Below are 13,759 nucleotides of genomic sequence, written 5' to 3'. Positions count from 1 at the left end.
ATTTCGATGCGGGCAGGCCGCGTTTGCGCCAGGTAATCGTCTGCTGGCCGCTAGATCTCGATCGTGCCAGCGATGCAGCTCCGGACGTTGCCGCCAACCCAGATGGCACCGTCTTCGACGTTGACGTGGATCGAACCTCGGCGGCCCAATACCTGGCCCTGGGAGGCCACATAATTCGGGGGAGCGATACCCGTATCGGTCAGCCATTGCGCAAAGCCTGCGTTCAGGCTGCCGGTCACGGGCTCCTCCCACACGGCTTCGCCTCCAAAGAAGGCGCGCACCTCGAATTGTGTCTCGGACCCGGCGGCATGTGGACCAATCACGTCGATTTCGAGGTCGTTCAATTTTCCGGGATCGGGACGCAACCCCAGCACGGCCTCCGCCGATGCAAGGCGCACGCCCAGCCATCTGGGGCCGTTGACAAGCCACGAAGAATCGAGGATGTCTGCGCGTGAAATGTCCAAGGCCTTGGCTGCCCGGTCGAGGTCTTTTTCCGCGACTGCCTCGTATCGTGTCAATGGCGGTGCCTCGAATGCCATGCGCCCATCGGCAACGCGCACCCGCACCAGGCCTGCGGGGCACTCCTGAACAACCAACCCGTTCGCGGGCACAATGCCGCAGGCATCGAGCCAGGCCTTGGCCGAACCCAGCGGCGCGATTCCATTCCGCAAACTTAGCAGGAATCCCAGTGGTCGCCATGTATTCATGGCGGCCGCGTCCGGTATTCCGCTGGTGCCGAAGGAGTGATGCCCAGCTTCGGCTGATCGCGCGCAGTGCCCACGAGGTGCACGATGTTCACCTCGGAAGCGACGACGAGCCCGCGGTCCAGGGGGATGTACGGAATCACCGTCAGGACGTTTGGCCTTCCGGCGGACGACCGTGGTGGCCAACGCGCACCCACGCCGGGCCGCTGACGGCCTTGGCGCGGATGGCCCGCGTGGCGGCGGCGAGCGACACGAAGGCGTGGTCCTCGGCGAAGGCCAGGTAGCCGCTGCCTGGCTGGGCCACGAGGACCCCCGAGGAGAGCAGTTCCTTGCGAAGCTCGTTGGTTCGCACGGAAACGCTCGAATGGGACCTTGCCTGGGCCAATGAGCCCTTGAGCACCAGGGCGGTGCCGTCGGGTAGGACGAGCGCCTCCGCATGAAGGCCGCCGGCGGAGTCGAGCTCGTGGGTGGCCGTTCGCGGTCCGGGGATGGGCTGCTGTGGAGCGGCTCCGGACGCGAGCTGTTTTGTCTCGAGGTGATCGGCGGTGAGCCTGAGAAGTTCGGCGGTCAGGTTGCCGCGTGAGCGCATCAGGATGATGAAACTGATCGCGAACGTCAGCAACAGGGGCAGCGACGCGGCGATCCATGCAATCTGGCCACCGTAGGGCGTTTCGAGGGAATCGGGGTGCAGCGCCCCAATCGTGGGGACCAGGGCAATGATGGAGATGACCAGCCCGACCGCACCGTAGGCGTATGACTTCTGCCGGTCGAAGCGGTCGCGGAGCTTGTGGATCCGCTCTTCCTTCTGGGCCAGCGCCGCATCCTGGGCCCTGCGCACCTCGGCTTCGGCGCGCCGCTGCCGCTGGGTCGCCTCACGTTCCTCTTCGAGCGATCCTTCCCGCTGTTGCGCCAGCGCCTGTTGAAGCACGGGAATGACTGTTGTGGCATCGGCATGGAGCCGGCGCAATTGCACGACAAGCGGTCCGATCACGTCCAAAGCCGTCCCGGGAGCCGGTACCTGCGTGCCGACTGCGACGTAACTGCCGGTGATCCGGTGGAGAAGCGCGGTTCCAGACACCTGCCAGTAGGTGAATTCGGCTTCGTCGCCACCGGCGGGACCCTCGGCCCAGCTGCGCAGCCCCCGGGCCAGCCGATTAACGTTTGCCTCCAGCCCGAGCCGAAGGATTTCGGGGTGCGGAGGGCTCGCGGCATCGATGCGGCTGAAGGAAACGGCGGGCTCGCCCGGCGCGGGGGAATCCACGAAAATGTCGGACCAGTCCAGCGAACCATCGCGGCCGGCTGGCGGCGCTCCGTCCGGATGCGGTGCAGCGAGCGGCAGCAGGGGGAAGATAGCAGGAAGCCTCATCCCTCCGGCTCCGAACCCCTGGAGCAGGGATTCGATGGTTTCGGCGAGTTCCGCACGCGTGATTTTCTCTGGGGGCTGCGGGGCCATGGTTCCGGTTGAGTCGATCGTGACGACCGGGCAGCACCCCTGGATCCACCAGAGTTCAACGCCCAGCGCGGCCGTTGTTCCCGCGGCCGGGAAAGATCGTTGGGCGCTCGGCAGCACGGATGGGCTGCTGCCCAGGAACAAGGAGAAGGGAATCGGAATGGCAGGTGTCCCGACCGCGGGGTGACCGAAGTCGGGATCGTGCTCGAGATCCACTGCAAAGGCGATTTTCATGGTCCCCCACTTGCGGTTGATGTTTAGAACATCCTAGTGGGGAACCATTTCTTCGGGGGAGAAGCACTGCCTTGGCCGGGCAAGGCGGGATTTTCCCAGTGCGTTGGCCTTGAATGTTGGCGGCACACGTGCGGGCGCCTGGCCTGCACGACGTGGTCGGTTTCGGTGGAAATGGCCAGTGCGGCCCCCCTTGAACTTCGATGGGGACCGGGCCTAGCATTGCTGCCACGGGCACCGATGGTGCACCCGATGGGCGCGGTGCCGCTGAAGCCCGGAACCGAACCGGCCGTCCTCGGCAGAGGTGCCGGTAGAGGGCTACATCGATCGGTGCGGTGAGAGCGTCATGGGCGGGACTGCGGCAGGGACGTCGTCGGCGGAGCTGATGATGGACTTGATTATTTCCCTGGACGGGTATGCCTCGGCCGAGGGCTGGCCCGGTTGGTGGGGCCTGGAGGCACCGGAATACCTCGCCTGGCTCGAGCGGGAAGGGCAGAAGCAGTACACCTACCTTCTGGGCGCGAACACCTACCGGTTGATGTCCGCCATGTCGGCGCAGGCGGCGACCGCGGATTCCGGATTCTCCAAGACCGAGGCCGCCAGCCTGACGGGCCTTGACGCGGTTCCCAAAGTCGTCTTCTCCTCGTCCCTGCGGGAGCCCCTGAACTGGCCGAATTCGAGACTGGTGGGCGGGGACGCGGTCGAGGCCGTGGCGGAGATGAAGCGGAGCGGCAACGGGCCGATGAGCACCCTCGGGAGCCTCAGCCTGAGCCGGTCGCTACTGGCAGCGGGCCTCGTGGACCGGTTCCGGCTGGTCATCTTCCCGGTGATCACGGGCCGGACCGGCATGGAACGCATCTATGACGGGTATCCGGACGTGGCACTTGAGATGGTTGGCAGCAGGACCTTCGACGGACGGCTTCAGCTGCTCGAATATGTCCCCACCGTGCTCAGCTGTCCGCCGGGCACCGCACCGAAGTGAGCCCATCCGCGGGCGGGGCCTTCATGGACGGACTCTCCTTGTGGCCAGCGCCGACCTCCTCCGGCAGGAGCCGGAGGACGCGGTTGCGGCACTGCGCTCCGGCGCCCCCGCGCGCTAGAAGAGCTGGCGCCAGTTGGTGGACGCCAGATCCAGCAGCTCGTCGCCCTTGCCGGACATCACGGTGCGGATCGCATAGAGCGCGAAACCCTTGGCCTGCTCGGCGGTGATGGCCGGCGGCATCGACAGTTCCTGCCGGTCTGTCACCACGTCGATGAGGGCCGGACCCTCATGCGCCAGCGCCTCGCGCAGCGCCCCGGGCAGGTCCTTGGAATGCTCCACCCGGAAGCCGCGGATGCCCAGTGCCGTGGCGACGTCGGCGAAGTTCGGGTTTTCGAGGTCGGTGGCGAAGGTGACGAACCCGGCCGCCTTCATCTCCAGCTCCACGAAGTTCAGCGACGAGTTGTTGAACACCACGATCTTCACCGGCAGCTTCGACTGGACCAGGGTGAGCAGGTCTCCCATGAGCATGGCGAGCCCGCCGTCGCCCGAGAGCGTCACGACCTGCCTCTCGGGGTGGGTGGCCTGGACCCCGATGGCCTGCGGGATCGAGTTGGCCATGGAGCCGTGGCTGAAGGATCCGAGCAGCCGGCGTTTTCCGTTCATGGTGAGGTACCGGGCTGCCCAGACGACAGGCGAGCCGACATCGGCCAGGAACACGGTGTCTTCGTCGGCCAGCTCGTCGAGGGTGCGGGCCAGGTATTGCGGGTGGATCTTGGCGCCCTTGCGCGTCGGGGTGGCCAGGTCGTCGAGCTTTTCGCGGGTCTTGCGGTAGTGCTTCTGCGCGTCCTGCAGGTGCGTGGTGTCGGCCTTGCGCTCAAGCAGCGGCGCCAGGACCTCCAGGGTGTCGGCCACGGTGCCGACAAGGCCCGCGTCGATCTTGGTGCGCCGGCCCAGCTGTTCCCCGCGCACGTCGACCTGGATGATCGTCGCGTCCTGCGGGTAGAACTGCTGGTAGGGGAAGTCGGTGCCCAGCAGCAGGATGGTGTCCGCCGCGTCCATGGCACGGTACCCGGAGGCGAACCCCAGCAGCCCGGTCATCCCGACGTCGTAGGGATTGTCGAACTCGATGTGCTCCTTCCCGCGCAGCGCGTGCACGATCGGGGCGCCGAGCAGCCCGGCAATGTCCATGACCTGGGAGTGGGCCCCTGCAACGCCGGCGCCGGCAAGGATGGTGACCCGCCGGCCCGCATTGAGCAAGCCGGCAGCCCGGGCAAGGTCTTCGGGGTGGGGGAGCACCGCGGAGCGGCTGGCGGTGATCACGGAGGTCCGGGTGCCGGCGGCCTGGGCCAGTGCGACGTCGCCGGGCATCACCAGCACCGCCACGCCGCGGCGCTCGATCGCGGTGCGCATGGCGATTTCCAGCAGGCGCGGCATCTGCTCCGGTGTGGAGACGACCTCGCAGAACACGCTGGCCTCGCGGAAGAGCTCGGCCGGGTGGGTTTCCTGGAAGTAGTTGCTGCCGATCTCGGAACTGGGGATGTGGGCGGCGATGGCCAGCACCGGGACCCGGTTGCGGTTCGCGTCGTAGAGGCCGTTGACCAGATGCAGGTTTCCAGGTCCGCAGCTTCCGGCGCACACGGCCAGGTTCCCGGTCATTTCCGCCTCGGCCCCGGCGGCGAACGCGGCGCTCTCCTCGTGCCGCACACCGAGCCAGGAGATGGAACCGTCCTTGCGCATGGCATCGGTTAGGCCGTTGAGCGAGTCCCCGGCCACCCCGTAGATCCGTTTGACCCCGTTGGCCCTGAGGGTTGCGATCATGGTTTCGGCGACAGTGCCCATCGGTATCTCTTCCTGCTGGTCGGGACGATTGTTCCCCACACTATGCGGGCGGCGCGGGGCTCGCCAAGGATTCGGTGCCGGAGACCCGGACTCCTGGCCCGGTTTGGATTGTGGTCCGGATCGCATTGCTGGCTAAGCTGAATCCCGGAAACATGGTGGCGATGTCGCCACGGGAACAAAGGGAACAGGGACCATGACGCATACGGCTGCCGAGCAGAACCTTCCGGAACTCGCGGTGGGAGACTTCTATTACGAGCCAACCGGGCAGGGCACCTACCGGTCCACGGTGCACGCCCAGGGCGCCTGGAATCCGCACGAGCAGCACATGGCCCCGGCCACCGGGGTGCTGGTGCACGAGCTGGAACTATTCGCCCCGCGCAGCGACATGCGCATGGCGCGGGTGTCCCTGGACATCTACGGGGTCATCCACGGCGGGGAATTCGAGGTCAAGACCCGCATGGTCCGCCCGGGCCGGACCATCGAGCTGATCGAGGCGGAAATGCTTTCGCACGGCCGCACCTGCATCGTCGCCCGCGGCTGGAGGCTCACGACGCTGGACAGCTCCGCGGTGGCAGCAAGCGAGGATGCCCCGGTGGTGCACCCCGAGGAGCTTGAGACCTTCGCCGGCATGTCGCCGTGGCCCGGCGGGTACATCGAGGGCCTGGAATTCCGTGGCGCCGACGGCCACCGTCCGGGCAAGGGCATCGTGTGGATGCGCAACAACTTCGAAATGGTCGCCGGAACGCACACCTCGGACCTGGTGCGGTTGCTGGGCATGGTCGACACCGCCAATGGCGTGGCGCCGCGCGTGGAGCCGGGACCCGATTCCTGGATGTTCCCGAACGTTGATTTGCAGATCCACATGCACCGCGGACCGGTGGGCCAGTGGCTCGGGATCCAGGCCCAGCAGACCTACGGCACCGATGGCATCGGGCTGACCAGCGCGGTGCTGCACGATGTGCACGGGCCCTTCGGGCGCAGTGAACAGATCCTTACGGTGCGTCCGGCCCCGGGGCAGAAATAGCGGGTGCGGGACCCCGGATGCGGCCTGCCAGGGCCGTGCCGATCGGCACGCCGAGGCCCGTGCAGGCATCCCAGCCCGTCGTGGCCAGGTATGTTCCATTGTTCCCGGCAATGATGTCGCGGAACGCGGCACCAGTGGTGCCTGCGGGAGCGCCTGCGTAGAGGGCCGGCTGCAGCAGTCCGCCGCCGTGCCCGGAGGCCCCGGACAGACGGGCCAGCAGTGCCGCCCAGAGCGGGGCGACGGCGCTGGTGCCGCCAATGACCACGTCGCTGCCGTCGACGCGCACCTTGTACCCGGTCCGCGGGTCTGCCACCGCCGCCACGTCGGGCACGCCCCGCCCGGCCAGGGCAGTGGCGGGTGCGGTGCCGGTGGCCACGCTCAGGTGGCCCTGCCACGCCGGGACGTCGAAGGCGTCCGAAACCCCGCCGCCGGTTGCCGAATGCGTCGAGTCGTTCCACACGGTTTCCGAGGCCACCTTCCCGGTGCGCGGATCCGCCAGCAGGCTGGTGCCCCCGCACGCCAGGGCGTGCGGGCTGGAGGCGGGGAAGTCGGCATGGTTCCTCCCGTCGGGGACATTGTCGGCGCTGCCGTTGTCGCCCGCAGCCGCGGTGACAGTGGCTCCCAGCAGCGTGGCGTCGATGAAGGCCTCGTCCATTTGGGTGCGGGCCTGCTCCGTCCATTGGTCCTCGGCCTGCCCCCAGCTGATGCTGATCGCCGCCGGGGTGGGGGAATCGTGGGCAGCCCGGGACACTGCGTCGATGAACCCGGCATCGGTGTTGGGCGCAAAGTAGACCTTGATCTCCGCCTTCGGTGCAAGGGCCCCGGCGACCTCGATGTCCAGCAGCACCTCTCCGTCGGCGCCCTGCGGGTCGGCTCCGGGCACGTTCCTGGCGCCGTTGACAGCGATGGCGGTGACCTTCGGAACGGGAATTTCCAGGGAGGAGAAGTAGGCCTGCAGGTCGGCCATCCCGTAGCCACCGCCAAGCTCGATGATGGCGATCACCGATCCGTTGCCGTCGGTTCCTGCGGGGAAATCGTAGATGCGGGCCAGGTCGAGCGGCGTGTAGCTGGCGTTCTGCGTTGCTGCCGGGGCGAAATGAAACCGGGGCCGGGCCGCTGGCCTGTCATCGAGTCCGAGCACCGCGGTGATGATCCCGTCCAGCTCCGCCGGGACGGACAGCCCGCCGTTGCGGTGGCGCCGTGGAGCGGTGGCGTTGCCGTGGAGGATTTCCAGCCGGGTGCCGAAGATCGCCGCCAGGGTCCCGGTGGATCCTCCGACACGAAGACAGCGTGTTTGGGGATCGGCGTGGATGATCCGGGCGCCCAAGGAAGTCAGGGTCCGGGTTGCCAACTCGATGTCCGAAGGATCCGCGCCATGGCCGGTTCCGGGGCCGACGTCCGGCGGGCCGCCGGGAAGCAGTTGTTCGGGAACCGGCTTTCCGCGGCGCAGGTAGACGCTGATCTCGATTTCCTGGTCTTCGGGAGCCGGGGCGCGCAGGCCCGGCATGGCAGCAGGTCCGGGCTCGGGGCCGCGTTCGCTGCCAGGCAGCGGAACGAAGGCCGGGGAATCATTGGAATGGCGGGAGTGGTTGGCATCGATGTTCATGGTGTTGGCCGTTTCGGGCTGCAGGGAATTGATGTGGTTGCCAAGCTCAAAGTTTCCATCGCCGCTCCTGTCTTGATGCTACGACCGAGGCAGGGCTTTCACCAAGGTCGAAGCCGGTGGTTCGAGCGTGCCAGTGCTTCTCCGTGCACGAAGTTCGGGAAGGGGGTCAATTTGCCGTGGCAGCAACCTCGCCGCCGCTTTCCGTTTCGCTGGCCACGATCTCCCGGATCTCGTCGGTGTCAAAGCCGGACCGGATCGCCCATATGTAGGTCACGATGCCGACCAGCAGTTCGACTCCCATTCCCCAGGGGAAGCGGAACACCGGGGAGTCCAGCGGTCCGTAAACGCCAAGGTAGCCCACCAGCAGCGACGCCAGCAGCAGCCATACCAACCACCAGGTGGCGTTGACATGCTTGCGGCCGGTCTTGTTGCTGAACAACCACAAGGCGGCGCAGAATGCGATGACCAGTATGCAGAAGACCGCGTAGTAGACCGGGAATGGCCATCCGCCGGGACGCTGGACTTGCGCACCGCTCAGGACCCAGCCGCCCGCGGTGGCTGTCCAGATCCACAGGATGAAGAACACGATACTGATCACCGCGCTGGGGACGGCGGCTATCCATCCGCTCTTCCAGGCGTAGTACGCGGTGAAGAACGGCAGCCCAATGAATGTGGCCGTGAAGACATTGGCCAGGGTGGAGAAACCGCTCCAATAAAGGATCAACACCGCAGCCAGGAAGGAGACCGGGGACCAGAAGCGGTATGCCCGTAGCTTGAACGGCCGTTTCAGGGCGCCGGCCGTCTTGCGCAGGACCGGAAGCCCGACCCCGCCCATGATGTAGGTCAGCACTGCAGCGGAGCTGATGAACCCGACCAGTTGGTACCAGCTCGGTGCGGGGACGAAGAACACGCAGCCGACGACCGCCGAGACGGCCAGGGCCAGCCAGGGGATTCCGAAGCGGTTGCTCGCGGTGAACTTTTGTGGAATGTTTCGGTTCACGCCCAACCCGTAGCCCGTGCGCGAGCCGGTGCCCAGATACACCCAACCGGTGGCTAGCGGCGAAATCGCGGCATCAATCAGCAGGAAGGTGCCAAGGGCGGCCAGGGCGGCCATGTTCGCCGAGTCCAGGGCGTGGAACAAGGGGCCATCGGCCCAACCGCCCGAGACCAGCTTGTCCCATTGGCCACCTTCCAGGCCCATGTCCTGCCAGTTGATGGCACCGATGAAGGCCACCTGCAGCAAGGTGTAGATGACTGCGGGAATGGCAATGGAGCCGATGGTTGCCAAGGGGACGTCCCGTTGCGGGTTTCGTGATTCCCCTCCGTAGTCCAGCGCCTGCCGGAACCCCAACAAGGAGAAGATGATCCCTGTTGTGGCGATGGCATGGAAGATCGGGGGCACGCCCATCGGGGCGAACCCACCGTACGAAGTGAAATTGCTGCCGTTGAGGATGAAGAACAGGAAGATGAACGTCACGGTCGGCAGGGCGATCTTCCACAAGGTCACCCAGCGGTTGGACTCCGCCAGGAATCGTGCGCCGAAAAAATTCAGGGCGAAGAAGACGAACATCAAAACGAAACCGCTGAGGATTCCTGTTGGCCAACTCAGCAGCTGCACCCCGTCAACGGTGGTCAAGAAGTGGGTTTCGGGGAATCGGCCGCCGAGGTAGGTCAAGGTTGCCTCGGCCTCGATGGGAGGAATGGAAACGACGGAGAGCCAGTAGGCCCAGCCAATGATCCACCCCGAAAATGCGCCATGGCTCAGGAAGGTGTACCTGACAATTGCCCCGGAGCGGGGCAGCATCGCCCCGAGTTCCAGGTAGGTCAGGGCGATCAGGAAAACCAGGACGGAGGCGATGATCCAGGAGAGGATGGCGGCGGGGCCCGCAACGCCTGCGGCCGCCAGGACCCCGAAGAGCCAGCCCGATCCGATCTGTGCACTGACACCCAACAGAAGCAACTGGGTCAGGGACAAACTTCGCTTGAGGCCCTTGTCCGCCGATTCGAATGTTCCGCGCTCCACTTCGTGTGCGAGGCCCATGGCCAACACTTCCTTGTGTTTGACGTGAATCCTTATGGCCTCAGGGTAACGCCGCCAAAAAACCCATGGAAGGCATGCGGTGCACGGAATTGGTCACATTTTAAGCCTACCGCCATCACCCGGGTGCTCCCTGTCGAAGCCGACGGCGGCACCTCAACGGGCCACCACGCGATGAAGGAGGCCCCAAAACAGGTCTTAACCGGTGGGTCCGACCCGATACAGGGGCGTCACCGTGCCGCGAGGCAGGCTGTGGCTCAACAGGCGCCCGCCTGCGGTTGGGGCGAAGTTCGCGACGTCCGCAACGACGGCGCTTCCACGATGGCCGGGACCCGTGTTTCGGCCAGTTCGGCCTGCCGAAAGGCTGTTTCCAGTTCGATGACTGCTTGTCGGTAGCCGGCATCGACCCCGCCCGACTCCTGCTCCGGATGCTGGAGGCGAAGGTCCTCGGCTGCAGCCAGGGCCCGGACGAGGGCCGCGGTCGGCGGGCTGCCGACGTCGTTCATTGACGGATGGTTGATGGCCGCTTCGGGATCCAGTTCGTAGCGGCTCCAAGCCCGGAGCACCGATTCGTGGCGTGCGGCAAGGGCCGAGTGCTCGGCCGCCAGAATCGATTGGTGTTCGGCGTCCACCCGGCGTCGGAAGACGCGGGAGGAATACTTGTTGGCGGCCAGGACGGTACCTGCCACCGCGGCCACTGTCGCGACGCCGATCCCTCGGTCGATCACGCTTGCACCGAGGACCAGCGGTGCCACCACCCATGCGCCGGTGAAGACATACCAGAAACGGGCGTCAGGGTCCTGCTCGGAAGCGGGTCGGGTGTTGACGACCCATGTCGTCAGGACGCCAGCGAGCATGGCCAGCGCTCCAAGGGTTGGGGCGAGCACCACGCCACCTCCAGGTCCAGGGTCCGGATTCTTGGGATGCCGGGCCTCCTGCTTCCATTGCAACCCGGCCCGCGGCATTGGTCAAGGGCGGGGAGCTGTATAGCCCTCGGACAGGGGGCGAGCCACCAGACCATTTCATCCGAGAGAGCCAGGTAATACTGCTGCCTTGGCCGAAGCGACTCGACCGTGCCGGAACCCGTCGCAGCCGCTGAATCAACCGTCGGCTTCCGGCTTGCGAACGCCTTTGGCCTGGGACCGCCACGATGGGGCAAGGGCACGGGACCGCGGGGGGCTACGTGTCCGCAGCCGGACAGCAGCGGCCAGTGGACGCAGGGCTTGGCCGGGTTCGGGGTTCGGACTCCCCGGGGGATCGGGAAATGCTGCGCCACGCCGGCCGGGTAGCATCGGAGGTGCGATTCACCGCACCCGCGGGAAAAAGCCCAACAACAATCCCGCCGCCCAGATCCAAGGATTCCGATGAAGTTAGACAAAAAAGCACTCAAAGACGATGGATTCGCTGGATTCCGGCCCATCGAGGCCCTTGAGATCAACCGGATTCCGCAACACCAGGGCATATTCGCCGTGTTGCGTCCTGCGGGGTTTGAGCCGCGGTTCCTCGCCAAGAGCACCGCAGGGGTTTTCAAGAAGAAGAACCCTTCACTGGCCAACGCCGAGCTATCCGCCGAATGGGTGGCGGATGCGGATGTGCTGTTCATCGGCAAGGCCGGCCCCGGAAGCAAGGGCAACCGCGGGCTTCGACGCCAGATCCAGGAATTTGTGGACTTCGGGAGGGGAAGGCCGCCAGGGCACTGGGACGGCCGACTGATCTGGCAGCTGGCCGATGCGGGGTCCTTGCTTGTGGCATGGAAGGAATTGCCTGCGGATGCGCTCAACGAGGCCCAGGCGAACTACCATGCGCAGTTCCAGCAATCCTACGGAAGCTTGCCGTTCGCCAATCTTGTTCAGGCCCGCGCCTAGGGGTCTAAGTCATGGATTCGAGCTCTGCCCGCGCTGTTGCCATTTCGGCCATGCTCCCGTGGACCCGGGGCCGGTCAGGCGGCCGACAAGGCGTCGGCCGCCTGACACCTCGAACCCTTCGTCCGAGACCTCAACCTGCCGTTGCTGCGACGGCAGCAGGCGCCGTATCCCGGTTTCGGGCGAAGCCGAGTCGAAGGCTGATCACAACCATCCACAGCAGGACCAGCAGAAACGGCCAAGCGAAGAATTCCTCGTTCGTCGCTAACCCGGTTGCGGCGAGCACGACAATGTTTGTGGCACCGATCGCCATGCCGGCCCAGCTCAGCACCCGGCCGAGCGTGTGGGTCACCAATGCTGCGCCAGAAGCGAATAGCACGAACACTCCCAAGGTCAGCAGCTGCATCATATGTCCTGCCCCATCAAGGTCTTCCAGAGCCCGGGCGAGTTCCGGTGACATGTCGGCCCGGAGGACGAATATGGTCATCACAATTGCCGCGGAGGTGAGATACGCCAGCATCGAGAGGGTCCCTCCGATGAGGGCCGTGGTCGCGAGCCACCCGGCTTTCCACACCCGAGAGCACAAGTAACCAACAAACATCATGAAGGCCGCCAACGCGAGGAATATCATGGCAAAGGCCACAGCCGTCCACGGATTCGCGGCGAATCGCTGCTGCTCGTCCAGAACTCGCTGCCCGCGGGAATCCGCACCGCTGGAACCCTCACCCACCAACGCGCTACTAATATTGACCACCAACACGAATGCCGCTCCGCTAAACGCTCCCACCCTATCTATGGTTTTCATGGCTCCTCCCGGTTAGGACATAGTGCTCCAAGCGCATTGTTCAACGCTGACGTCGATGGACCCGCGTACGTGGCCACACTTGCGGCCTGCTTGAAAATCTGATGCATGATGACTCCTCCGATGCTCTCGTCCATGATCTTTCTTTCATGGAATTGATAGCTATCAGTGTTGATCACCGGGGGCCTGGAGCGCGTCTACCCACGGTTGCCATTCCGATGTACGTCAGTAGGGGATGCTGCGCGGTCATTGACTACGTCGCAGGGTGTAGCGCTGGTCGATCCGGTCGATCCGTTCGATGAGTTTGTCCATGGCTTTCCGGCTTCAGAATGGATATTGTCCAGTCATGGAAGACACACGAAGCCGCTGGTGGTGCCGCGTTGACGGCCGGTGAATCAGAGGGCCGTTTGCGGGTTGTCCTTGTCGACGACGAAACCCTGATCAGGGCGGGACTTGCCTTGCTGTTGGAGTCTGAGCCCGACATGGTCGTCGTCGGGGAGGCTGGCGACGGCCGTGCAGGTGTGGAAATGGTCGCGGGACTTCAGCCCGATGTCGTGGTGATGGATGTTCGTATGCCCATCATGGACGGCGTCACGGCGACCCGCATTCTCACTTCCGAAGCGTTCAATGCCGGGGGCAGGGAAGCGATACCGGTGCTGATACTCACCACCTTCAACGAAGATGAAGCCGTCCATGCCGCCCTCCGTGCCGGCGCTTCTGGCTTCATCCTTAAGAACTCTGCGCCACGCATCCTGGCATCCGCCATCCGTGCCCTCGCCGGGGGAGCGGGCTGGCTTGACCCGAGCGTCACCCATAAGCTTCTCGAGGAATTTTCCAACAGACCGGAGCCTCTTCTCCCCACCCCTGCAGAGCTGGATATGCTGACACGTCGTGAACGGGAAGTGCTCGCCGCGATTGCTCGCGGAATGAACAACGCCGACGTCGCCGGAAAGCTATTTATGAGTGAGGCGACCGTGAAAACGCACGTGCACCGTATCCTCATGAAACTTGGAGTGGCGGACCGCGCGCAGGCTGTAGCGGTGGCGTACCGGTTGGGCCTGGTCAAGCCGGACGGGCGTGGCTGAACATTCCTGCCTGGGCGGCTGTCCCCGATGACTATCGTGGTCCCGGCTAAACCCGCAGATGTATGCCACTGACATGCGGAAGGTGGATGACGAGCACCTGTGCCTGGGGGCAGACTGGTGATAGAGACAAAGTCTT

Annotated in this window: 11 protein-coding genes; 4 read left to right on the top strand and 7 right to left on the bottom strand. The window is 65.3% G+C overall.

The window, feature by feature from the left end:
• Positions 1-50 precede the first annotated feature (50 nt).
• Both JOF46_RS14430 and JOF46_RS14425 read right to left on the bottom strand, forming a co-directional pair.
• Entirely contained in the window at positions 51-707 is a 657-nt protein-coding gene (locus tag JOF46_RS14430) for a PhzF family phenazine biosynthesis protein (protein WP_209908174.1), read from the bottom strand.
• Positions 708-849: 142 nt separating this feature from the next.
• Positions 850-2,388, bottom strand: a complete 1,539-nt coding sequence (locus JOF46_RS14425; RefSeq protein ID WP_209908172.1) for a hypothetical protein — start codon at positions 2,386-2,388, stop codon at positions 850-852.
• A gap of 343 nt (positions 2,389-2,731) precedes the next feature.
• Here JOF46_RS14425 and JOF46_RS14420 point away from each other — a divergent pair, with 343 nt between their 5' ends.
• Positions 2,732-3,367, top strand: coding sequence for a dihydrofolate reductase family protein (locus JOF46_RS14420; protein ID WP_209908170.1), 636 nt, complete (start codon positions 2,732-2,734; stop codon positions 3,365-3,367).
• A 114-nt stretch (positions 3,368-3,481) separates the two neighbouring features.
• Here the strand turns inward: JOF46_RS14420 and poxB are convergent, their stop codons facing one another.
• Entirely contained in the window at positions 3,482-5,206 is a 1,725-nt protein-coding gene (gene poxB, locus JOF46_RS14415) for a ubiquinone-dependent pyruvate dehydrogenase (protein ID WP_209908168.1), read from the bottom strand.
• A gap of 193 nt (positions 5,207-5,399) precedes the next feature.
• Between poxB and JOF46_RS14410 the strand changes: the two genes are divergently transcribed.
• A complete protein-coding gene (locus tag JOF46_RS14410) occupies positions 5,400-6,230 on the top strand; it encodes a thioesterase family protein (protein WP_209908166.1) in 831 nt (276 codons plus the stop codon).
• Here JOF46_RS14410 and JOF46_RS14405 read toward each other — a convergent pair.
• The 3 genes from JOF46_RS14405 to JOF46_RS14395 all read right to left on the bottom strand — a co-directional run bounded on the left by JOF46_RS14405 (position 6,199) and on the right by JOF46_RS14395 (position 10,761).
• On the bottom strand, positions 6,199-7,836 hold the full coding sequence (locus tag JOF46_RS14405; RefSeq protein ID WP_209908164.1) for a S53 family peptidase: 1,638 nt from the start codon (positions 7,834-7,836) through the stop codon (positions 6,199-6,201). The two genes, JOF46_RS14410 and JOF46_RS14405, sit on opposite strands and share 32 nt — an antisense overlap.
• A gap of 166 nt (positions 7,837-8,002) precedes the next feature.
• Positions 8,003-9,877, bottom strand: coding sequence for an APC family permease (locus tag JOF46_RS14400; protein WP_209908162.1), 1,875 nt, complete (start codon positions 9,875-9,877; stop codon positions 8,003-8,005).
• A 254-nt stretch (positions 9,878-10,131) separates the two neighbouring features.
• Positions 10,132-10,761 carry a hypothetical protein gene (locus tag JOF46_RS14395; protein WP_209908160.1) on the bottom strand — a complete coding sequence of 210 codons (630 nt, stop codon included), beginning with the start codon at positions 10,759-10,761 and terminating at the stop codon, positions 10,132-10,134.
• A 477-nt stretch (positions 10,762-11,238) separates the two neighbouring features.
• Between JOF46_RS14395 and JOF46_RS14390 the strand changes: the two genes are divergently transcribed.
• A complete protein-coding gene (locus tag JOF46_RS14390) occupies positions 11,239-11,739 on the top strand; it encodes a hypothetical protein (RefSeq protein WP_209908157.1) in 501 nt (166 codons plus the stop codon).
• A gap of 130 nt (positions 11,740-11,869) precedes the next feature.
• On the opposite strand, the gene JOF46_RS14385 is transcribed toward JOF46_RS14390, so the two are convergent.
• The gene (locus tag JOF46_RS14385) at positions 11,870-12,541 is read right to left on the bottom strand and encodes a hypothetical protein (protein ID WP_209908156.1); all 672 of its coding nucleotides are present in this window, start codon (positions 12,539-12,541) and stop codon (positions 11,870-11,872) included.
• Between the two features lie 326 nt (positions 12,542-12,867).
• On the opposite strand from JOF46_RS14385, the gene JOF46_RS14380 reads away from it, so the two are divergent.
• On the top strand, positions 12,868-13,623 hold the full coding sequence (locus JOF46_RS14380; protein ID WP_209908154.1) for a response regulator: 756 nt from the start codon (positions 12,868-12,870) through the stop codon (positions 13,621-13,623).
• The last annotated feature ends 136 nt before the right edge of the window (positions 13,624-13,759 follow it).

Origin of the sequence: Paeniglutamicibacter psychrophenolicus, assembly GCF_017876575.1 — a bacterium.
GTDB classification, from domain to species: Bacteria; Actinomycetota; Actinomycetes; order Actinomycetales; family Micrococcaceae; genus Paeniglutamicibacter; species Paeniglutamicibacter psychrophenolicus.
This window is presented reverse-complemented; position numbering and strand designations above follow the sequence as displayed.

Bases quoted from the DNA above. Each gene is read 5' to 3' on its own strand.
- JOF46_RS14430 (WP_209908174.1), bottom strand. From the start codon at position 707: ATGAATACATGGCGACCACTGGGATTCCTGCTAAGTTTGCGGAATGGA.
- JOF46_RS14425 (WP_209908172.1), bottom strand. From the start codon at position 2,388: ATGAAAATCGCCTTTGCAGTGGATCTCGAGCACGATCCCGACTTCGGT.
- JOF46_RS14420 (WP_209908170.1), top strand. From the start codon at position 2,732: ATGGGCGGGACTGCGGCAGGGACGTCGTCGGCGGAGCTGATGATGGAC.
- poxB (WP_209908168.1), bottom strand. From the start codon at position 5,206: ATGGGCACTGTCGCCGAAACCATGATCGCAACCCTCAGGGCCAACGGG.
- JOF46_RS14410 (WP_209908166.1), top strand. From the start codon at position 5,400: ATGACGCATACGGCTGCCGAGCAGAACCTTCCGGAACTCGCGGTGGGA.
- JOF46_RS14405 (WP_209908164.1), bottom strand. From the start codon at position 7,836: ATGAACATCGATGCCAACCACTCCCGCCATTCCAATGATTCCCCGGCC.
- JOF46_RS14400 (WP_209908162.1), bottom strand. From the start codon at position 9,877: ATGGGCCTCGCACACGAAGTGGAGCGCGGAACATTCGAATCGGCGGAC.
- JOF46_RS14390 (WP_209908157.1), top strand. From the start codon at position 11,239: ATGAAGTTAGACAAAAAAGCACTCAAAGACGATGGATTCGCTGGATTC.
- JOF46_RS14385 (WP_209908156.1), bottom strand. From the start codon at position 12,541: ATGAAAACCATAGATAGGGTGGGAGCGTTTAGCGGAGCGGCATTCGTG.
- JOF46_RS14380 (WP_209908154.1), top strand. From the start codon at position 12,868: ATGGATATTGTCCAGTCATGGAAGACACACGAAGCCGCTGGTGGTGCC.